General features: G+C 65.9%; 21 protein-coding genes and 1 pseudogene. 9 read left to right on the forward strand and 13 right to left on the reverse strand.

Annotated elements, in window-relative coordinates:
- Positions 1 to 2,144, reverse strand: a 2,144-nt coding sequence (locus NFU08_RS09470; RefSeq protein ID WP_251422548.1) for a transglycosylase domain-containing protein, incomplete at its 3' end; no start/stop codon positions are given.
- A 178-nt stretch (positions 2,145 to 2,322) separates the two neighbouring features.
- Here NFU08_RS09470 and NFU08_RS09475 point away from each other — a divergent pair.
- Complete coding sequence (locus NFU08_RS09475) at positions 2,323 to 2,937, forward strand: PadR family transcriptional regulator (protein ID WP_251422552.1); 615 nt, start codon at positions 2,323 to 2,325, stop codon at positions 2,935 to 2,937.
- Between the two features lie 45 nt (positions 2,938 to 2,982).
- Here NFU08_RS09475 and NFU08_RS09480 read toward each other — a convergent pair whose 3' ends face one another.
- The 3 genes from NFU08_RS09480 to NFU08_RS09490 form a co-directional block, all read right to left on the reverse strand.
- Positions 2,983 to 4,323 carry an ammonium transporter gene (locus NFU08_RS09480; protein WP_251422554.1) on the reverse strand — a complete coding sequence of 447 codons (1,341 nt, stop codon included), beginning with the start codon at positions 4,321 to 4,323 and terminating at the stop codon, positions 2,983 to 2,985.
- 439 nt (positions 4,324 to 4,762) lie between these two features.
- The gene (locus tag NFU08_RS09485; protein ID WP_251422557.1) at positions 4,763 to 5,557 is read right to left on the reverse strand and encodes a carbon-nitrogen hydrolase family protein; all 795 of its coding nucleotides are present in this window, start codon (positions 5,555 to 5,557) and stop codon (positions 4,763 to 4,765) included.
- A 23-nt stretch (positions 5,558 to 5,580) separates the two neighbouring features.
- Positions 5,581 to 5,817, reverse strand: a complete 237-nt coding sequence (locus NFU08_RS09490; RefSeq protein WP_174177323.1) for a DUF2630 family protein — start codon at positions 5,815 to 5,817, stop codon at positions 5,581 to 5,583.
- A 57-nt stretch (positions 5,818 to 5,874) separates the two neighbouring features.
- On the opposite strand from NFU08_RS09490, the gene NFU08_RS09495 reads away from it, so the two are divergent.
- Complete coding sequence (locus NFU08_RS09495; RefSeq protein WP_251422560.1) at positions 5,875 to 6,273, forward strand: DUF3592 domain-containing protein; 399 nt, start codon at positions 5,875 to 5,877, stop codon at positions 6,271 to 6,273.
- A 21-nt stretch (positions 6,274 to 6,294) separates the two neighbouring features.
- Here the strand turns inward: NFU08_RS09495 and NFU08_RS09500 are convergent, their stop codons facing one another.
- The 3 genes and pseudogenes from NFU08_RS09500 to NFU08_RS09510 form a co-directional block, all read right to left on the reverse strand.
- Positions 6,295 to 6,633: a DUF202 domain-containing protein gene (locus NFU08_RS09500; protein WP_174177319.1), complete on the reverse strand. Its 339-nt coding sequence runs from the start codon at positions 6,631 to 6,633 to the stop codon at positions 6,295 to 6,297.
- 3 nt (positions 6,634 to 6,636) lie between these two features.
- Positions 6,637 to 7,041 carry a YidH family protein gene (locus NFU08_RS09505; protein ID WP_251422563.1) on the reverse strand — a complete coding sequence of 135 codons (405 nt, stop codon included), beginning with the start codon at positions 7,039 to 7,041 and terminating at the stop codon, positions 6,637 to 6,639.
- A 56-nt stretch (positions 7,042 to 7,097) separates the two neighbouring features.
- Positions 7,098 to 7,310 (reverse strand): annotated as a pseudogene (locus NFU08_RS09510) (YnfA family protein); the annotation flags it as partial.
- Positions 7,311 to 7,342: 32 nt separating this feature from the next.
- Here NFU08_RS09510 and NFU08_RS09515 point away from each other — a divergent pair.
- The 5 genes from NFU08_RS09515 (at position 7,343) to NFU08_RS09535 (ending at position 12,337) form a co-directional block, all read left to right on the forward strand.
- The gene (locus NFU08_RS09515) at positions 7,343 to 8,374 is read left to right on the forward strand and encodes an LLM class flavin-dependent oxidoreductase (RefSeq protein WP_174177315.1); all 1,032 of its coding nucleotides are present in this window, start codon (positions 7,343 to 7,345) and stop codon (positions 8,372 to 8,374) included.
- Between the two features lie 225 nt (positions 8,375 to 8,599).
- Complete coding sequence (locus NFU08_RS09520; RefSeq protein WP_141002268.1) at positions 8,600 to 9,697, forward strand: ferredoxin reductase; 1,098 nt, start codon at positions 8,600 to 8,602, stop codon at positions 9,695 to 9,697.
- 13 nt (positions 9,698 to 9,710) lie between these two features.
- Positions 9,711 to 10,898, forward strand: a complete 1,188-nt coding sequence (locus NFU08_RS09525) for an acyl-CoA desaturase (protein WP_251422566.1) — start codon at positions 9,711 to 9,713, stop codon at positions 10,896 to 10,898.
- A gap of 271 nt (positions 10,899 to 11,169) precedes the next feature.
- A complete protein-coding gene (locus NFU08_RS09530; protein ID WP_251422569.1) occupies positions 11,170 to 11,367 on the forward strand; it encodes a hypothetical protein in 198 nt (65 codons plus the stop codon).
- Positions 11,368 to 11,500: 133 nt separating this feature from the next.
- A complete protein-coding gene (locus NFU08_RS09535) occupies positions 11,501 to 12,337 on the forward strand; it encodes an alpha/beta fold hydrolase (RefSeq protein WP_251422572.1) in 837 nt (278 codons plus the stop codon).
- Between the two features lie 174 nt (positions 12,338 to 12,511).
- Here NFU08_RS09535 and NFU08_RS09540 read toward each other — a convergent pair whose 3' ends face one another.
- The 6 genes from NFU08_RS09540 to NFU08_RS09565 all read right to left on the reverse strand — a co-directional run bounded on the left by NFU08_RS09540 (position 12,512) and on the right by NFU08_RS09565 (position 18,621).
- Entirely contained in the window at positions 12,512 to 14,131 is a 1,620-nt protein-coding gene (locus NFU08_RS09540; protein ID WP_251422575.1) for a carbohydrate-binding domain-containing protein, read from the reverse strand.
- Positions 14,132 to 14,169: 38 nt separating this feature from the next.
- On the reverse strand, positions 14,170 to 14,958 hold the full coding sequence (locus tag NFU08_RS09545; protein WP_251422578.1) for a polyphosphate polymerase domain-containing protein: 789 nt from the start codon (positions 14,956 to 14,958) through the stop codon (positions 14,170 to 14,172).
- On the reverse strand, positions 14,955 to 15,635 hold the full coding sequence (locus NFU08_RS09550; protein ID WP_251422580.1) for a DUF4956 domain-containing protein: 681 nt from the start codon (positions 15,633 to 15,635) through the stop codon (positions 14,955 to 14,957). Before NFU08_RS09550 ends, NFU08_RS09545 begins: the two co-directional genes overlap by 4 nt.
- Positions 15,636 to 15,710: 75 nt before the next feature.
- Positions 15,711 to 16,820, reverse strand: a complete 1,110-nt coding sequence (locus NFU08_RS09555; protein WP_251422583.1) for a GtrA family protein — start codon at positions 16,818 to 16,820, stop codon at positions 15,711 to 15,713.
- A 9-nt stretch (positions 16,821 to 16,829) separates the two neighbouring features.
- Positions 16,830 to 17,813, reverse strand: coding sequence for a phosphodiester glycosidase family protein (locus NFU08_RS09560; RefSeq protein ID WP_251422587.1), 984 nt, complete (start codon positions 17,811 to 17,813; stop codon positions 16,830 to 16,832).
- A 64-nt stretch (positions 17,814 to 17,877) separates the two neighbouring features.
- Positions 17,878 to 18,621: a GAF and ANTAR domain-containing protein gene (locus tag NFU08_RS09565; RefSeq protein WP_174177296.1), complete on the reverse strand. Its 744-nt coding sequence runs from the start codon at positions 18,619 to 18,621 to the stop codon at positions 17,878 to 17,880.
- Positions 18,622 to 18,921: 300 nt separating this feature from the next.
- On the opposite strand from NFU08_RS09565, the gene NFU08_RS09570 reads away from it, so the two are divergent.
- A complete protein-coding gene (locus tag NFU08_RS09570) occupies positions 18,922 to 19,515 on the forward strand; it encodes an adenylate kinase (RefSeq protein ID WP_174177294.1) in 594 nt (197 codons plus the stop codon).
- Positions 19,516 to 19,549: 34 nt separating this feature from the next.
- The gene (locus NFU08_RS09575; protein ID WP_174177292.1) at positions 19,550 to 20,422 is read left to right on the forward strand and encodes an NAD(P)-dependent oxidoreductase; all 873 of its coding nucleotides are present in this window, start codon (positions 19,550 to 19,552) and stop codon (positions 20,420 to 20,422) included.

Raw genomic sequence — 20,422 nt, forward strand, 5'->3', positions numbered from 1 at the left:
ATCATTGATGGCGGCGGGGGTGGGAACGGGTTGGTGGGATACAGCGGCGCTGCCTGAAGCATGTAGTTGGCCCACTGCGGCCCGGCAATCATGTAGCCGTCCAGGCGGGGGTAGAAAGTCCCGTTGATGGTCACGTTCTGCCCTGCCCGCTTCTGCCCCTCCAGCGCGTCGCCGAAGAAGGAAGCTGTGGCAACGCCGGTGGTGTAGCCAACGATCCAGGTGGACCCGTTGTTGTTCGAGGTACCGGTCTTGGCCGCCACGGGGAACTTGTCATGGGTCTTCGGGTTGATCCAGACGCCGGATCCCTTGACGAGCACATCCTGCAGCACATTGTTGACGCCACGGGCCACGTCCGGCTTCACGGCATCACGGCACTCCACGGGCTGGGCGGGAAGATTGCCGCCGGTTGCATCCTTGACGTCCACCAGGGCGATCGGTGAGCAGTAGCGGCCGTCATTGGCGAACGTGGCAAAGGCGTTGGCCAGGTGGAGGGGAGCGACGCCGATAGCGCCGAGAAGGTTGCCCAGCTGATGCATGTTGATCGGGGCTCCATCGAGTCCGCTGTGCAGCCCCACGGCGTCCACCATCTTTTGGATACCGCAGAAATCGAGCTGCGCTGCCGTGGCGAACGTGGCCGTGTTGATCGAGTTGTACAACCCGTAATTGATAGGCATCTTCCGGTAGAACCCCTCTTCGGCATTCTGGAGGTCGTCAGCGGCGCCCAGCTGGGGGTTGTTCTGCGCGGTGCTGTAGGCGCCCATCACCTTGCCGCAGCTGGACCGCCACGGGAAGTCCAGCGGATAAACGCGCCGTGAAGCGTCCACCTCCGCGGTCAGGGACTTGCCCTCGTTAAGCCACTCGGCGAAAGTGAACGGTTTCATGGTGGATCCGGGCTGGAAGCCGCCAGCGCCGTTGAGGTCGTTCCCCTGCGGGTCCTTGGCATCGACGTTAAAGTTCAGGTGCGTGTCGAACTTGCCCGGTTCCGGCAGGAACACCGTGTTCTGGGCCATCGCGAGGATCTTGCCGGTCCCCGGCTGCACGGTGACCAATGCGGCGCCCCACCGGTCCGGGTTCGGTCCGGCCGTGCCGTCCACTTGCGCCTGGGCGGCCGCCTGCAGCCTGCTGTCCAGGGTGGTGACAATGGTGAGTCCGCCGCGGTAGAGCTTCCGCTGCCGTTCGATCAGGCTGGGCCCGTACGCAGGGTTGTTCAGGATGAGATGGGAAATGTAGTCACAGAAGTAGGGCGCCATGGCCGCGTAGGCGCAGCCCTGCCGCTCCGGACTGATCTTCAGCTCGATCGGTGTGGCCACGGCTTCATCGTGTTGGGCCTGGGTGATCTTGCCCTGGAGCAGCATCTCCGAGAGCACCTGGTTCCGGCGGACGATTGATTTGTCCGGGTTGATCGCCGGGTTGTAGAACGTGGGGCTGTTGACGAGTCCGGCCAGCAGCGCGGCCTGGGGAAGGGTGAGGTCCTTGGCGGTGGTGCTGAAGAAGTAGCGCGACGCGGCTTCGATGCCGTACGCGTCGCTGTTGAAGAAGACGATGTTCAGGTACCCCTCAAGGATCTGCTCCTTGGTGAACTTCTTTTCCAGCGCAATGGCCAGCTTCATCTCCCGGAGCTTGTCACCAACGTCCTTCTGTCCGGAGAGGATCACCTCGTCCGGCCTGTCCTGCGACAACCGTGCTTCGTTGACCACGTTGGTGACGTACTGCTGAGTGATGGTTGACGCGCCTTGCTGGCCGCCCTGCGTCAGGTTGGAAACCAGTGCCCGCACAATGCCCTGGGGATCGATGCCGGCGTGTTCGTAGAACCTGCTGTCCTCGATGGCAATGATCGCATCCTTGATGTGGGGAGACATCTGGTCCAGGGGAATCCTGACGCGGTTCTCGGCGAAGAAGGTGGCGATCGGCTGGCCGTCGGAAGTCAGCACTTTGGTGGATTGCGACGGCGGCTGGACGGTGAGTTCCTCGGGCAGGCTGTCGAAGAACCCAATCGAATTGCTGACGCCGAATCCCGCAGCCGCCACCGCCGGAACCACCAGGCTGGCCGCCAGGACGCCGCACATGGCACTCGCCGCCAGGAACCCCAGGAACCTTCCCAGGGCCGCGCCGAAACCGTTTCTGTGCTTCCTTTTCGTCGCCATTTCTCAGCCCTCGAGCTTGGAGGTCTCCAAAGACTACGCCGGTCCAGCGGCACTGTGTGGTGCCGAAAGGTCAGGATTTGGTCACACTCATGATCTTGACGAGGCGATAGTTAGCGACATATCGTTAACTATCGCCGAAAAGGTCGGTGAACTTATCCCGCGAGAGGACGGTGCCACGATGAAAGGCATGCACGATGAGAAATTTCCCGGCGCTGATTTCAGGAACGAGCCATTCGGGCGGGGCAGGGGCCGCAGGGGGCCGCACGGGCACCGCGGGGGAGGCTTTGGCCCTGGCTTCGGACAGGGCTTCGCGCCGGGCTTTGGCCCCGGGTTCGGTCCAGGGTTTGGCCGTGGCCCACGGCGGGCGAGCAGGGGGGATGTCCGGGCAGCCATCCTCTCGCTCCTGGCCGAGGCGCCTTCCAACGGTTACGGATTGATCAAGACGATTGCCGAAAGGACGGAGGGCGCGTGGCGGCCCAGTCCCGGATCCATCTACCCCACGCTGCAGCAACTCGTTGACGAGGACCTGATCTCAGCCCTCAGCGAGGGCCGCGGGACGGAGTTCACGCTCACGGACCAGGGCCGGGCCTATGTGGCCGAGCACGGTGAAGAAATGGACAATGCCTGGAATGCCGGGCCGGACAGCTCCGACCGTGAGTTCCACCAGAGCATCGGCAAACTGATGGGAGCCATCCATCAGTTCCGCAGTGGTGTCAGCGAGGAGCAGCGCGCCGCAGCCATCGAAAAAATGGATGAGACCCGGCGGGCGCTGTACAAAATCCTGGCGGACTGACGCGGCGCTTAGTGCACGACGTTCCGGCCCTTACCGCCGCGCCGGTCAGGCAAAGGAGTCTTCTTTAGTCCGCGTGGCGCTCTTGCTGGGCCGGTCGGCGGCAGCTGCCACCCCCGCCGCGGGGGAGGGGGAGGCGGGATGCAGCGGATTGAAGCCCGCGCCGATTTCCCCGAACGCGTAGGCGCTCTCAGCGTGTTCAGCCAGATCCACTCCAGCGGTTTCCGCCTCAAGGCTGACCCGGAACCCGATGGTCTTGTTGATGGCGCGGCCAATGACAAAGGTTCCTGCGCCGGAGAGCAGCAGGGTGATCACCACAGCCGCCGTCTGGGCAATCAGTTGCTGCGCACCGCCGCCGTAGAAGAGTCCGCCGCCCTGGCCATCCACCGGAAGGGCGATGAAGCCGAGGGCAAGGGTGCCGATGAGTCCGGCGCCAAGGTGCACGCCCACAACGTCCAGCGAGTCGTCCAGGCCGAAGCGGTACTTCAGGTCAACGAAGACGGCGCAGGCGGCTCCGGCCACGAAGCCCAGGCCGATAGCGGCCACCGGGCTGATGTTGGCGCAGGACGGCGTGATGGCCACAAGCCCGGCAACCACACCCGAGGCGGCACCGAGGGACGTCGGATGCCCGTGGCGGATCTTTTCGGTGACCAGCCAGCTCAGCATCGCCGCGGCGGGAGTCACCAGGGTGTTCACCCAGATCAGGCCGGCCTGCTCAGCCGTTGTTGCCGCGCCGCCATTGAAGCCGAACCAGCCGAACCACAGGATCGCGGCACCCAGCATGATGAAGGGGACGTTGTGCGGGCGGTGGTTGGGGTCCTTGGCGAAGCCGTGGCGCTGCCCCACGATCAGGGCCAGGACAAGGGCTGCGGTCCCGGAACTGATCTCCACCACTGCACCGCCGGCGAAGTCGATGACCTGGCCGAATACGGCGGTGACTGCTCCGCCGGCGCTCATCAGCCCGCCGCCCCAGACCATGTAGGCGAGGGGGCAGTAGACCACGGTGATCCAGAGCGGTACGAACAGTGCCCACGCGCCGAACTTTGCGCGGTCAGCGATGGCTCCACTGATCAGCGCCACCGTGATGATCGCAAACGTGGCGCTGTAGCCGGCTTTGATCAGGTCAGGGGAGCCCATCAGGCTCTGCAGGCCGAAGTTGGCGAAAGGATTGCCGAAGATGCCCAGCACGCCGTCGCCCGTTGTCATGGAGTAGCCCCACAGGACCCACACCACGCCGACGATCCCGGCGGAGATGAAGCTCATCATGATCATGTTGAGGGCTGCCTTGGCGCGGGTCATGCCGCCGTAGAAGAGGCCCAGCCCGGGGGTCATCAGCAAAACCATCGCGGCTGAAATCATCAGCCAGATATGTTGGGCAGAAATTTCCACCTGCGGGTCCCTTCGCGTTGCGCCAGCGGGGCGCTCTTTGCCGGCCCTCGCACTTCCCCCGGCGTCTATGGTTGTCCTCCGGTGTTTCAGGAAGGGCGCGCAAAAGTTGCGGCTGCGTTACACAATCCGCTCCTACGTGAAGTTCACGCGTCGATCATGTTTCAAGCTTGTTAACCGCCGCCCTCCACGCGGTGGCACCGATACGGCATAGGGCCCCAGGCCAGCGCAACGGCGCGGGACGGACCGGGCGGAAGGTGAGAACCGCCGTCGGACGCGAAGAACGCGTAGGTTTCCTGTGCGTAACCGGCGGCTCACCCTCCCGGCGCTGGGTTTCACAGCCTTAAGGACCGACGACGGCGCGCCGCTGGGAAAGTGCGGTGCGCCGTCGTCGTGCGCTGCCAAAGGTGGGAGGCCCAGCAGGATGGCAGCAGCGAAGGCGTCAGAACTGCCGGGCGTTGGCCAGTACGGGAAGTTTGCTGCGAACCTCATCCACCATGGACGGGTCGATATCCACGACGGCGAGTTCCGGCCTCCCGCCCAGCGCCACGACGGCGGAGCCCAGGGGGTCGATCACCGCGCTGTGCCCTATGCCCGTTGGGGCGCTGCCTGCCGGACCTGCGCCGACGGTTTCCGGGTCCCCCTGGCCGCAGGCCACCACGAACGTGGTGCTGTCCAGCGCGCGCGCCCGCACCAGGAGGTCCCACTGTTCAGCCTTGCCCTCGCCCGCTCCCCAGGACGCACACAGGATGTTGACCTGCGCCCCGGCCCGGGCGTTGGCGGTGAAAAGGGCAGGGAAGCGGACGTCGTAGCAGGTGGCGAGGCCGAAGACCGTGCCGTTGAGCTCGAAAGTCACGGGAGTTTCGCCCGCGTCCACAGTCTTCGACTCTGTAAAACCGAAAGCGTCGAAGAGATGGACCTTGTCGTAGGAGGTATCGACGCCGGGGCCAGTGACCAGCAGGGTGTTGCGGACCCGTCCGTCCTTCCCGGGAGTGAACATGCCTGCCACGATCACAATGCCTTGGTCCCTCGCGATGGCCCGGACTTCGCCGGCCCAGGGGCCGTCCAGTGGCTCTGCGACGTCGCGGAGGGAATGGCCGAAGGCCCGCATGGCAGCCTCGGGGAACACCACCAGCTCCGCACCAGCGGCCTTCGCCTGCGCCGCGTAGTCCCGGATCAGTTCCAGGTTTTCTGCGGGGTCTGCACTGCTGATGATCTGGGCTACAGCCAGACGCATGAACGCTCCAATCTGGGGGGCCGCTACTGTTTGTAGCCTTCGACTTCGCTGACGGGCCGGGCTTCGGCATCGTTGGGGTTCTCGCCGGAGTCCGACTTGGCCCGCCGCTGCCGCAGCAGGTCCCAGCACTGGTCCAGGCTTTCCTCCACCTGCTTCAGCCGCGCCTTGTCCGGCACCTGCCCGTCCCCGGGGGCCTCCCGCAGTGAGTGCTCCTCCTCAACGAGGGCCTGGATGCGCGTCAAAATATCCTGATCATTCATGGCTTCCCCTTACTCCCCGGACCGGTCTCCCCAGCGTACGCCTGTACCATCTGAATCATGCCCACTGTGCTTGATATGGCAGGTCCAATCCTGGAAATGCTGACCTGGATGTGCCTGCCCGCCGGGCTCGCGCTGCTCTTCTACACAGGCTTCCTCCGCCGCTTCGTTCATCCGTGGGCTGTGGCTGAAGCGGTGGTGTATTCCGACAGCACGGGCGTGGGCTTCCGCTGGTTCGACCGCAAATACCAGGTGCACCACGCGCCTATGTCACCCCACGACATCAGGGACCTGGCTGTGGGCGACACCCTCCCCATCTACTACCACCCCAAACGCCCCACCCAGTGGCAGACCGCTGCACCGGAAGAGGCAGGCAAAACCGCATCGGTGCTGGGCCGGTGCCTGACGGGCATTGGCGCCGTGGCCTTCCTTGCCGGCTTTATCCTGCCGATGTTCTAGGGGCTGCCCTGGACGGCTGCCCTATCCAATAAGCACCACGCCAATGCCGAGGGCGCCCAGGATTACCCCGGCGGAAGCCGTCCAGAGCACGGCGGTGATGTCGGCGTCATGCCTTTCCTTGCGGATACCGTGCGAGCTCACGCGGTAGCGGCGCCGCTGCGTGAAGTAGATGCCGGCGGCCGTCCCGGCGGACACCGTGAACAGGAGCAGGATCGGAAGGCCGTGCTGCGGCAGCCAGCGCAGGAAGATCGCGCTGACCGTCACCAGGGCCAGCATGGTCCTGCCCCACGCGAGCGTGGTCCGTTCAGGCTGCAGTCCGGGATCCCCATGCAGTGGTGCGGGGCCGCGGGATGGCGCCACGGGTCAGCGCCAGAGAATGAAGATCAGTACGACGACGGCCGCCAGGGCACCGGCCGCAGCCAGCAGTGGCACGATGAGGGGCAGCGGCAGCGGCGCCTTGTTGCGCATGCTGCGTTCCACCCGGAGCCACCGGACAGCGGAGCCTGCGCTCAACAGCATGCCGAGCAGTAGCAGGACCACCGCCAGGCCCTTGCGGACCGGTTCCAGGAAGAGGTCCGAGGTGAAGGCTTCAATGGCGATGCCGCCGGCCAGCAGCGCGAGGGAGGTACGGATCCAGGCCAGGAACGTGCGCTCATTGGCCAGCGTGAACCGCGGGTCCGGTTCCTCCCCGCCAGGCAGCAGGCGTTCGGCGATTCTCCCGCGCGACGGCGGGACGGGGGCGCTGGCGGGCTGCTCGCGGTTGGTCACGGTGCCAGTTTAGCTATGCGGCTGGGTGCATCCTCCGCTGCGCTGTCCTCGCAGCGCTATGCCCCGCTGCGAGGGGCGAACATGATCACTGCCACGCCCAGCAGGCAGATCAGTGAACCAGCGATGTCCCAGCGGTCTGGCCGGAAGCCGTCAAAGATCATTCCCCAGGCCAGCGATCCGGCCACAAACACCCCGCCGTAGGCCGCCAGGATCCGGCCGAAGTGGGGGTCAGGCTGGAAGGTGGCTACAAAGCCGTAAGCCCCCAAGGAATGCCGGGGGCCAGGCCGGGGTTGGGCCGTGTATGGAGCGCATCGGATTTCTCTCATTTGGCCATTGGGGTCCCGGGCAGGGCTCCCGCACCAGGACAGCCGGTGATGCCCTCCTCCAGGCCATCGACTTGTCGGTGGCGGCGGAGGAACTCGGGCTGGACGGCGCGTTCTTCCGGGTGCACCACTTCGCCCGGCAGCAGGCCTCGCCATTCCCGCTTCTGTCCGCCATCGCCGCGCGCACCACCAGGATCGAGATCGGCACGGGTGTCATCGACATGCGGTACGAAAACCCGCTCTACATGGCCGAGGAAGCCGCGGCAGCGGACCTGATCAGCGGCGGCCGGCTGCAGCTCGGCATCAGTCGCGGGTCACCCGAGCCGGCCCGCCAGGGAGCGGCAGCCTTCGGGTACGTGCCCGGCCCCGGAGAAACCGACGCGGACATGGCCCGCCGGCACACCGACCTCTTCCGGAAGGCGATCACCGGTGCGGGGGTCGCGGAAGCAGACCCGCGGTACGCAGGCGGAGCCACCGGACTCCTGCCGGTCCAGCCGCAGTCGCCCGGGCTCGCCGAGCGAATCTGGTGGGGAGCCGGGACCCGGAAGACAGCGGTCTGGGCCGCGGAACTCGGCATGAACCTGATGAGCTCCACGCTGCTGACCGAGGATACCGGCGTGCCCTTCCATGAACTCCAGGCCGAGCAGATCCAGTTGTTCCGGGATGCCTGGGCTGCAGCAGGCCACGAGTACACGCCGCGGGTATCGGTAAGCCGCAGTGTCCTTCCCATCGTGGATGAGGAAGACAGCCGCTTCTTTGCCGGTGCCGCCCTTCGGGACGGACGGGACCAGGTGGGCATCATTGACGGGCTCACTGCAAGGTTCGGGAAGAGCTACGCGGGCGCCCCGGACGTGCTGGCGGAACAGCTCGCCGCGGACACCGCCGTCCAGGCCGCCGACACCCTCCTGCTGACCATCCCCAACCAGTTGGGCGTCGACTTCAACGCGAAGCTGCTGGGCACTATCTCCCGGCACATCGCGCCCTCGCTGGGATGGAATCCCGGCTCCTGAACAGCCGCGGCGAAAGAGTGCTGACCTAAAATTTCTCCCCGCCAGCAGCAATACGGCGATATAATAAGTAGGCTTATGGAAGGGTGGGGGAACATTACGCGTTGCCGAACCGTTACTCTTAGAGTGCGGCTTGGGGGCTTTGCGCCACTTACTACAGCGTGACTGCGGAACGGTCATATGACGGAGAGAGAGAAATATGGCTCGCGCCGCTCTAGGCTTAATAGCATGATCCGGTTACGCCAGCTGGCCCAGGCGGCCACTGTCCTCACCACGCCCTTGTCGCCGGAGGACATCCTCGCGCTGTTCAACCCCGTCTACTCCGCACGGCAGCTCCGTGGTGTCGTCACGCGCGTTGTCCAGGAGACGGCCCAGTCCGCAACGATCTTTTTCCGGCCCGGCCGCGGCTGGCACTCGCACCTGGCGGGCCAGTGGGCGCGCATCGGCGTCGAACTCGACGGCGTCCGCCACTGGCGCTCCTACTCCCTCAGCGCCCCTGCCGGCAAGGACCCCGCCATCACCGTCACGGATGTTGGCGCCGTGTCCGGCACCCTGGTGCGCACCACCAAGCCCGGCGATGTCCTGTTCCTGGCTCCTCCACAGGGCGACTTCGTCCTCCCCGAGCACCCGCGGCCCCTGCTGATGGTAACCGCGGGCAGCGGCATCACTCCCGTCATGTCCATGATCCGTACGCTCGTCCCGCGGCGTCCGGATGCCGACGTCGTGCTTGTTCATTCGGCCCGCACTCCCGGCGACAGCCTCTTCCGCGAGGAACTTGCCGAGTTGGCGGACCAGTTCCCCAACTTCCGCCTGGCCCACTGGTTCACCGGTGAGCAGGGCCGCATGGACCTGACCAACACCTCCCAGCTGGACGAGATCTGCCCTGACTGGAAGGAACGCGCGGCGTATGCCTGCGGTCCGGACAGCTTCCTGGACGACGCCGAGGCGCTGTGGAAGCGCGCGGCGCTCACCACTGCAGCCCCCGGCTCGGACGTGGCGGTGGCCGGCAGTGCCGGCAACCTCATGATCGAGCGCTTCAACACCACCTTTGAAGGCGGTGTGGGGCACGACGGCGGGCTGGTCACCTTCGAAGCCTCGGACAGGGAAGTGGAAGCCGACGGCGACACCCCCATCCTCGACGTCGGCGAAGACGCAGGAGTCCTCATGCCCAGCGGGTGCCGGATGGGCATCTGCCACAGCTGCCTGACCCCACTCCTGTCCGGCCAGGTCCGCGACCTCCGCACCGGCGAAGTCCACGGCGAACCCGGACAATTGATCCAAACGTGTGTCTCGGCAGCCGCCGGACCCGTCAACCTCGAAATCTGAGGAGCACCACGGTATGACTGTAGTAACACCGAGCAAGACCACATCCGCCGAAGGCAAGCCGACCGGAGGGTCAAGGACGCGCCCCGGAAAGCTCGCCGAGTCCGGCAGCCCCACCGTCCGGCCGCCGGCCGCCGCGCACCTGAGCGATGAGCAGGTGGCGGAACTTGGGCGTGAACTGGACGCCATCCGCGACGAGATTCTCGCCAAGCGCGGGGCGGCAGACGCCGCCTACATCCGCCGCGTGATCAAGGTCCAGCGTGGCCTGGAGATCTCCGGGCGTGCCGCGTTGCTGGTCAGCAAGAACAAGGCTGCCTGGGTTACCGGAACCACGCTGCTGAGCCTGGCCAAGATCCTGGAGAACATGGAAATCGGGCACAACGTCCTGCACGGCCAGTGGGACTGGATGCGGGACCCGGACATCCACTCCACCACCTGGGAGTGGGACTTCGTCACGCCCTCACGCTCGTGGCAGCACACCCACAACGACCTCCACCACCGCTGGACCAACGTGGTGGGCAAGGACAACGACGTCGGATACAACCTCCTGCGGATGGACGAACAGCAGCCGTGGAAGCCCATTAACCTGGCCAACCCGCTGTTCAACGCCATCCTGGCGCCCCTCTTCGAGTGGGGTATCGCCATCTACGACCTTGAGCTCACGGAGTTCAAGGAAGGCAAGAAGTCCAAGGAAGCGCTGCTCAAGGACCTCAAGGCCCTCGGCAAGAAGGTAGTCACCCAGTTCACCAAGGACTACGCCGCAACCCCGGCTGTCGCCATGCTGACCGGCTCCGGCAAGCAGGCCCTTTACGGCACCCTGACTGCCAACGCCGTTCGCAACGTGTGGGCCCACGCCGTGATCTTCTGCGGCCACTTCCCCGAAGGCACGGACACCTTCACGGAGGAAATGGCGGAAGGCGAAACCCGCGGTGACTGGTACATCCGCCAGATGATCGGCTCCGCCAACATCTCCGGGTCGAAGTTCATGCACATCATGACCGGCAACCTCTCGCACCAGATCGAGCACCACCTGTTCCCGGACCTGCCGTCCAACCGGTACGCCGAGGTGGCGCCCAAGGTCCGTGAGATCTGCCAGCGCTACGGTTTGAAGTACACCACCGGGCCGCTGCTGAAGCAGGTCGGATCCACCTGGGGCAAGATCTTCAGGCTGGCATTGCCCGGCAAGACGGCAGCCACGGCCTAACCGCCGCACCGCCTGCCCAAAGCACTGAAAGCACCTCCGGCTCCGGGATTATCCCCGGGACCGGAGGTGCTTTTCTGTCCCCACCGACGCTCTCTCACCTAACGCAAGGTTTCCCCGGACGCTCTCTCACTTAACGCAAGGTTTCCCCGGACGCTCTCTCACTCGATGCACGTTTCCGGCCGATCCTCTCGCACTTTCCCTGGAACCCTCTCGCACACCCGCGGCAGGCGCGCATAATTGATCCCACAGCGCGGCGCCCAGTGGAGGAATCATGCGGATTGTCGGAGCACTCATCGTTATCTGGCTCATTATTGGCGGTGTGGCCGCCTGGCAGCGCGGCTATTTCGGCGCCGCGCCCGGAAACTGCGCGGAGGCCGGAACCATTGCCATCACCATCGCTGCGGGACCGCTGAACTACATGGGAGCGAATCCGCAGATTACCTGCGAGCTTCCGCAACCCTCCCCGTAGCAGGGCGTGCCTGGCAGAAAGCCACGCGCGGGAAGGGCTGGACTGGACGGTGGACCGCCCTAGAGTAGGTACTGCGCGGCCGCGGCACCCTCCCGGCCGCATCGATCCCACAGTCTCGAAAGGACCCGCCGCGATGGCCTTCATCACCGTTGGAACCGAAAACAGCACTGATATCGAGCTTTACTACGAAGACCACGGCTCCGGCCAGCCCGTCGTGCTGATCCACGGGTACCCCCTGGACGGTTCCTCCTGGGAAAAGCAGACAGCGGCCCTCCTTGACGCGGGCTACCGTGTCATCACCTACGACCGCCGCGGTTTCGGCAAATCAAGCAAGACCACCGAGGGCTACGACTACGACACCTTCGCTGCAGACCTCAACACTGTGCTGACAGCCCTGGACCTCAACGATGTTGTACTGGTGGGCTTCTCCATGGGCACCGGCGAGGTGGGCCGTTACCTGGGCACCTACGGCTCCGCCCGGGTGGCGCGGGCAGCCTTCCTCGGCTCCCTGGAACCTTTCCTGCTCAAGACCGATGACAACCCGGACGGCGTCCCGCAGGAGGTTTTCGATGGGCTGAACGAGGCCGTCACTGCGGACCGGTACGCCTTCTTCACCGAGTTCTTCAAGAACTTCTACAACTCGGACACGTTCCTGGGCACGCCCCGACTGAGCCAGGAGGCAGTCAACGCCAGCTGGAACCTGGCCGCGAATGCGGGTGCCACGGCATCAGTGGCAGCCCAGCCCACATGGCTTACGGATTTCCGGGACGACATCCCCAAGATCGACGTTCCCGCACTCATCCTCCACGGCACCGCGGACAATATCCTGCCCATCGACTCCACCGGCCGGCTGTTCGCCAAGGCCTTGCCCAGCGCCGAATACGTGGAAATAGAAGGTGCCCCGCACGGCCTGCTCTGGACACACGCCGCCGAAGTCAACGAAGCGCTCCTGCGCTTCCTCGCCAAGTAGCAGCTGCCCTCCCCACACATGCAAAACGTCCGACGGCGGCATGACTGCCGCCGTCGGACGTGGGAGAGCGTTTGGGGAAACGTTGCGTTAAGTGGGAGAGCGTTTGGGGATACGTTGCGTTAAGTGGGAGAGCGTTTGGGGAAACGTTGCGTTAGGTGAGCGAGGGTTGGGGGTTTACCAGCGGGGGCCGCCTCCGCCGCCGGGGCCCTGCGCTGCGCTGTATTCCCCGGCCGTGACCGTACCCTGCTCCGAGGCGCCGTCGAGCGACCCTTCACCGATGCCCGCGCTGACCGTTGCCGTTCCGCCGGTGTACACCGTGTATTCCGCGCCGTCGCTGATGGCCGCGGAGGAGAACACCAGCGAGGCTGCGGCCTTGGTGGTGACGAATGCAGCCACCACGGTGCCGGAGGAGTCGGCGATCTGGACTACGGTGCCGGCGGGAATGGACGAATCAAGGGTCACCTGCACGCCGGACTGCGTGGAGGAGGCTCCCGGTGTGACAGCCATGCCCGCGCTGCCCGCGGCGGCCACTGTTCCGCCCGTGACCACCAGTTCACCGTTGACGTCAAGCGCCCCGTTGCCGTCGTTCGTGGGGCCGTTGACCACCACGGTGCCGCCGGAGATGCTGGCGTTGCCGTTGGAGTCCAGGCCGTCGCCCTGTGAGTTGATGGTCAGCAGGCCGCCGCTGATGTCCACGGTGTAGTCGCCCACGGCCATCTCCCCGCGACCCATGCCGCCGCCCATTCCGCCTTCGGCGGTGGTGCTGGAACTTGTGCTGCCGCCTGAGGCGTTCACGCCGTCGTCGTTGGCGGTGACGGTGGCGGTGCCGCCGGTCATGATGATGTGCTGGGCCTCGAGGCCTTCCTCCGACTCCTCCACCGTGGTGGTGCCTGCCGCGATGGTGAGCGTGTTGAAGGCCTTGATGCCGTCGTCGCCGGCGCTGACGTTCAGGGTGCCGCCGTTGACCAGTACCCAGCCGCGCCCCTCGTCCTCCTCGTTGTCGGACTTGAAGCCGTCGTCGCCTGCTGTCACCTTGTAGGCGCCGTCCAGGAGCACCGCGTAGTCCTTGCCGACGATGCCGTCGTCCGCGGCGTCCACCGTCACGGTGCCTCCGGCGAGGACAAGGCCGTCCTTCGAGGAGATGCCGTCGTTGAAGTTGCCGTCTACGGTGAGGGACCCGGTCCCGGCGATCGTGAGGTCGGCCATGGAGTACAAGGCTGCGTCGGGGGCATCCGTGCCCTGGCCGGCGTAGGTGGCGGCGTCGCTGAGGGAATTGGTGGTTCCGTCCTCGAGGTACACGATCGCCTCGTTCGCGCCCTGCACCACGAACGGGGACCCCGTGGAGCTGGTGATGGCTGCCCCGTCAAGGATGATCCGGACCACGTCTTCCTCACTGGCAGCCACCACCACCTGCCCGTCGGACAGTGAGCCGCTGAGGCGGTAGGTGCCGGCGGCGGTGATGGTGACGGTATCGCCGTCGACCTTGACAGCGGACGACGACGTTCCGGCGGCAGCAGCGCTGGCACCGTCCGCCAGGGTCACGGCTACTTCGGAGGCGGCGTCCCAGGTGAGGTCGTCGGCGTCGTAGTGGGTGTCGTCAGCGAGGGCGTCCAACGAGACGGCCCCCGCAGTGCCGGTGGAGGCAGTGGAGGCGGCAGAGCCCGCGCTGGTGGTGGAGGCCTGGCTGCTGACGGCCGAGACCCCGGTGGGAGTCGTGCCGCCCACGGAGCAGCCCGCCAGGCCGAGGGCCAGGGCAAGCGCGGTGACGGACAGGTGTGTGCGGAAGCGTTTCATGGTTTTTCCTTCAGGTGAAAGCGTGGGGGAGATGGGGGTCAGGCTGCGGGCCGGAGGGAGAGGCTGCGGCGCAGCGTCCGGTTCCAGCGGTTTGCGGGCAGGTCCGGGCACAGGGCGGCCATGCCGGTGGCGAATTTCGAGATCCGGGAGGGGCGGACACCGTGTGCCCACAAATGCCGGTCCAGCGGCCCGGCCGTGGAGCCCGACTTGGTCTCCAGGATCACCGCATCATCGAGCACCCAAGCAGCCCGGCCGGGACGCTGCCAGGTCACGTCCGTGTCGATGGTGGCGCGACTTCCGGACTCCGGCAGGTAGAGCGTGGTCCGGTGGTAGCGGGTTTCCAGGACCGGGTGGAGGCGGCCGGGGGGTATTGAACCCACGGCCGCGGTGAGCGTTTCGCGGACGTATTCCAGGCCTTCGGCCGTGAGCCGGGCGCGGTCCTCGGGGAGGTACGGGATGCGTTCCTTGACCGTCGCTTCCCGTGCGCCTTCGGTTTTCACCTCCAGGAAGCTCACCGCGCTGTCCACATAGGTCCGGGTGCGGATCTTATAACGGCGCCGGCGGCCGCGGGCAGCCAGAAGGTAGCTGTCCAGGCCGGCGGTGTCGAAGTAGACGGAGTCGTAGGCGAAGCTGCGGGAGCCGTCCATCTCCAGGACGCGGACGTCGGCGCGGAACGTGGCGAGGAGCTGGCCTGCAAACCGGGCCGGGACCACGTACTTGCGGTCCACGCGGGTCTGCAGTGCGGCCTCGGAGTTGAGCTCCTCCAGCCCAACGGGGCGGAGGGAGCCGAGGTTGCTGACGACGACGGCCGTTGCGGGCGTGCTCATGCGGCACCTGCAGTGGTTGTCAGGCGGGCGGTGGCTGGTTCTCCGGCGGCAGGTTGAAGGGAGGCAGGTTCCATGGGGGCAGGTTCCGCGTGCCGCGGCGCCGGCAGGGCCGTGACAGCTGCAGGGAAGGCTGCGGGGGAGTAGGCGTACCGGACATCCACGATGGTCTTGTCGTTCACCAGGTCCAGTTCCTGGATGGTGGCGGAGTGGACCTTGCCGTGGAGGACCTCCTCCAGCCGGGCGTAGAGTTCGCCGTCCTCGGCAATGGCGCGGTCCAGGATGACGGTCTGGTGGCGGTGGGCCGGCAGGACCCGTGGGTGGTCTCCCACGAACATCACCAGCAGGATCAGTGCCATCAGTGAACCTGTCAGCCAGAGGGGCTCAATCCCCAGGCCGGCGATCAGGCCAAGGGCCAGGGCCGAGAAGTAGTAGGCCACCTCGTGCTGGGCCAGCTCGGTGGAGCGCAGCCGGATGATGGACAGGACCCCGAACAGGCCCAGTCCCAGGCCAAGGCCGGCGGCCGAACCCGAGAGCGCTGTGGCCACGGCCAGGACGCCTACGTTCATGCCCAGGTAGGACACCACCAGGTCGCGGCGGCGGTGGCGGCGGAGGTACAGGACAAAGGTCAGGATGCTGATGGCTGCCAGGTCGGCGAGGGTGAAAATAAGGGGGTTCATGGGATTCTCCGGGATGTTTTTGGTGGGCTGGTATTCACGGTGCCCGCCCAAACTGTGCGGGTGCTGTGACGGAACCTAGCCGGGTATATGAGTGCTGGCTGACGGTTCCCTGGGGCCGGTGCGGGAGGATTTGCTGGCTGCTTTTCCGCGTGCCTGTGCCGTGAAGAGGAAGCGTTGCTGCACCACAAAACTGATCCCCAGCAGGATGGCCTCAGCCAGGATCTTGGCCGGAAGCGCCAGCAGCCCGGCGCCTTCCAGGGCCCAGATGAGGCCGAAGTTGGCAGCAAGCAGCAGGGCGGCGAGGCTGAAGTAGCGGATTCCGGTGGTGCCGGCGGGCTTCTCCCTGCCATGGTCAAAGACGATGCGCCGGTTCACCATGAAGTTCACGGCAGAACTCACCGCCCTGGCCCCCAGCACAGCGAAGAGCAGGGAATCGGCCAGCAGCGTGAGCAGCACGAACAGCACGGTGTCCACCAGGAACGCTGTGAAGGACGAGGCCAGGAACTTCAGCAGCGGGGCGTAGATCCGCACTGAGTCGGCCAGCGGACGGAAGTGCGAACCGGAATTGTGGTCCAGGTATACCGTGGCGATGTCCACCGAACGGATGGCATAGCCGGCGTTCCGCGCTTCCAGCAGCAGGTTCAGCTCGTATTCGTACCGGTCGCCGCGGACGGACCGGAGCCAGGGGATCACGGCGGCGGGGTAGCCGCGGAGGCCGGTCTGGGTATCGGGAATGCGCTCGCCGGTGGCCAGGGTGAAGAGCATCTTCGTTGCGGTGTTGCCGAACCGGCTGCGCGCCGGGACGTCGCCGGTGAACTTCCGGCTGCCCAGCACCATCGTGGACCAGCCCTGCCCAGCCCGGTCCTCCCGGAGGGAATCGGCCACCCGGAGGATGTCCGCCGTCCGGTGCTGGCCGTCGCTGTCGGCGCACACCACGTCGTGGCCGGGCAGGTTGTCCGCAATGAAGCCCAGCCCGGACTTGAGGGCGAAGCCCTTTCCCCTGTTGCGCCCATAGCTGATCACATGGCACCCAAGGTCCCTGACGGCGTCGAACACATCCCGGTACTCCGGGCCGCTGCCGTCATCCACCACCACGATGGGAAGCCACGGTTCCGCCTGGCGGATGGAGCGGATCAGGGCGGGAAGCTGCAGGTCCGGCTCATAGGCAGGGATCAGGATGATCATGTCCGGGCCCTACCCGCCGATGTAGAGGATGTCGGAGGTGCCGCGTTCTTTGCTGGCGCCCAGCGGGTTGTTCACCAGAGAACCGTTGAAGTACATGGTGGAGGAGCCTCCGCCGTCGATGTTGTACGCCGTGGTGGCACCGAGGCCCTGCATGATGTCCGCGAGGCCGGTCATGGTGACCCCGGCGCTGTAGCCGGGGCTGCGGCCGTCCACCACCACGAACACCAGGTGGTTGTCGTCGATGATGCCGACGGCGGTGCGGGGCTGTTCGCCCTGGATGGAGTGGTTGCCGAAGTTGGTGTCCACTTCCACGTCCTCGATGCCTTCGGCCACTTCGCCGTTGTCCAGCAGGGACGGGCCGAAGGAGAGGGTGTTCCAGACGCCCTCGGCCACCAGCTGCCCGGCCGTGGTGGTGGTTTCGTCGTAGACCTTGACGGTGCCGTCGCGGTAGAACGCCAGGCCCTGCCGCGCCCCCTCGTCGCGGAACACCACGCCGTTGCGGATCACGATGCCGGTGTCCCGGAAGCCGTAATAGTCGCCGTTGATGGCGAACACTGCGTTGTTGGCCTCGGCAATGGCGGACGTGGTTTCGGTGATGTTCTCGCCGAAGCTGTCGTTGGCGAAGGCGGACTGGAGGGTGGTGGCGTCATCGAGCACGACGTCGGCAACGTAGTACGTGACGGTGTCGTCGCCGCTGCCGGTGGTTACCGTGGAGATGCTGATGTTGGACGAGCCGGAGACGTAGGAAGTGTCCGTGGTGACGGCGGTGGATGACGTGGAATTGGTGGCGGTTTCAGCCGTCGTTCCGGTGGAGTTTCCTGCCTGGCTGGCTTCGTAGGCCGAGACATCGGCGATCTCGACGTGCTGGACCACGAACCGGTCCAGTGCCCAGGCCGTTGCGCCCCCGGCGGAAAGGGTGAGGGCCACGGCCCCGGCGATGATGGCCCGCCGGGCGCGGCCGGGTTTACGTTCTCTGGTCTGTTGCGGAGTCATGCCTCATTTCTAGGGAGGCAAGCTGGCAGGGGGATTTGCCGGATATATAAGGGGCCTGTGAAAACTAGCCGTCGTAGTGCGTGCGTGCCGGCCCTTGGCCCAGCGAATTCACCACGGCCGCGGCAACGTCATGAAGCTTCGAGTTGCGGGTGCTGGAGGCCGTTTTCAGGATCTCGAAGGCGTCCTGCTGGCTGCACCGGTTCTGGGCCATGATGATGCCCACGGCCATGTCGATCACCGTCCGGGACTCCAACGTGGCGCGGAGGTTCGCCGCAGTCTCGCTGTAGTGGGCAAAGCGCACCGCCAGGCGCAGGGCCAGGGACGTCTGGCCCACGAAGTCCTCGGCAAATTCAAGGATGCGCGGCTCGAAACGGTGTGGCCGGCGCGAGTACAGCAGCAGGGCAGCCTTCGTCCCGCCCTCCAGCTGGAAGGGCAGCGCGAGGACGGAGCGGATGCCCTGGGCCAGCACGGCCGAGGAGTATTCGGGCCAGCGGCCGTCGTCGCGGGCGTCGGGGACGTGGATGCTTTCCTGGGCGGCAGAGGCCGTCAGGCTCGGCGTCTCGCTGAACTCATACTCAAGGTGCGCAATGGCCTTCGCATCCGGGCTGCTGCTCGCCACGGTCGCGGCCTTGCGCTGCCGCAGGAGGGTGATGGCGCACATGATCTCATCGCCGGGCTCGGAAAGGTTGCGTGCGGATACCTGTGCCAGCTCGTTAAGGAAGTCCTCAACATCAGAGCTGTTGAGGACCAGCTCATGCAGGTGCTCGGTAATGGATGTATCAGTTTTTGCTGTTGACTCGCTGGCCACGGTTTTCTGGTGCCATTCGCTCAGGACAACCCGGTGACTTCCAGCATCCCCCCGGCGGAGCGGGCAGGCTGTGAAGGTCGCTGGATCGAGGAACTTTCCAACGGCCTGCTGCTAAACCGATATCCAGAAGTATATACATCCTCCGGCGGGGGAAATGGTCACTTTGACACATACGGTGCAGGCTCTCTGGCGCCGGCCGGGGAGTTACCGGCAGAATGAAGCAGGCGCCGGTGCTCCCGGCGGCAGACCCCCGGAACCGGCGGCTGGCAGGCCCCGCTGGGGCAGGAAGAGGGACAGGACATGACCAGGCTGCTCATCATCGGTCCGCCGGGCTCCGGCAAGGGAACGCAGGCGGAACACCTGGCCCGGCACTTCGGCGTTCCCACGCTTTCCACCGGAGAAATTTTCCGGACCAACGTCAACGAGGAAACGGAGCTGGGAAACCAGGCTGCCGGCTATCTCGACGACGGCGATTTTGTCCCGGACCACCTCACCAACGCGATGGTCAAGGACCGCCTGCAGGACAGCGACCTGCAGGCGGGCTTCCTGCTGGACGGCTATCCGCGCACGGCTCCGCAGGTGGCGGAGCTGGACAACATGCTCGTGTCCCAGGGGTTTGCGCTGGATGCGGTCATTGAGCTGACCGCCCCCGACTCCGTCCTGGAGCAGCGGATGCTCCGGCGTGCCGCGGAGCAGGGCCGCACGGATGACACGGTGGACGTGTTCCGGCGCCGCCTGGATCTCTACCACCGTGAGACGCATGAAGTAGTCTCGGTCTACGCCGGCCGTGGAATGCTCGTTTCCGTGGACGGCAGCGGAGATCCCGGCGACATCACCAGACAGGCGATCGCCGCCGTCGAAAAGTTCCTGGCTTCCCCGCGCCCCGGCGCCTGAACCGGCGCAAGCCACCAACGTAAAGGACAACCTGATGAGAATTGCGGTCACCGGCGGTAGCGGAAAACTTGGACGGCACGTGGTCCGCAGGCTCACGGAGGACGGCCACCAGGTCCTCAACCTGGACCGCGAAGGCAGCCGCAGTCCCGGCCTGGTCGTGGTGGACCTGCGGAACTACGGCCAGGTCCTGGACGTGCTGCTGGGAGTGGACGACAGGCATGACGGTTTTGACGCCGTGGTGCACCTCGGTGCCATCCCGGCCCCGGGCATCATTCCCGATGCCGCCACCTTCGAAAACAACATGCTGTCCACCTACAACGTGTTCCAGGCGGCGCGCCGCGCGGGCATCAAGAAGGTGGTGTACGCCTCCAGCGAGACGGTGCTGGGACTGCCGTTCGACGTCGACCCGCCCTACATCCCCGTGGACGAGGAGTACCCCGCCCGGCCCGAAAGCACCTACTCCCTGGTGAAGCACCTGGAAGAGCAGATGGCCGCTGAGCTGACGCGCTGGGACCCGGAACTGAGCATCGTCGGGCTGCGGTTCTCCAACGTCATGGACGTGGAGGACTACGAAAAGTTCCCCTCCTTCGACTCCGACGCAACCCTCCGGAAATGGAACCTGTGGGGCTATATCGACGGCCGGGACGGGGCCCAGGCGGTGGTCCGCGCCCTCGACAACGGGAAGCCGGGATTCGAGGCGTTCATCATCGCCAACGCGGATACCGTCATGAGCCGGTCCAGTGCCAGCCTGGCCGCGGAAGTGTTCCCCGGCGTCAAGGTGGTCAAGGAGCTGGGCGAACACGAAACCATGCTGTCCATCGACAAGGCGCGCCGGCTGCTGGGCTTTGAGCCTGAGCACACCTGGCGGGACCACTGGCAGAACCCCGCGGGCGGCCCGCCGCGCTAG

The organism is Pseudarthrobacter sp. NCCP-2145 (genome assembly GCF_023708005.1).
GTDB classification, from domain to species: domain Bacteria; phylum Actinomycetota; class Actinomycetes; order Actinomycetales; family Micrococcaceae; genus Arthrobacter; species Arthrobacter oxydans.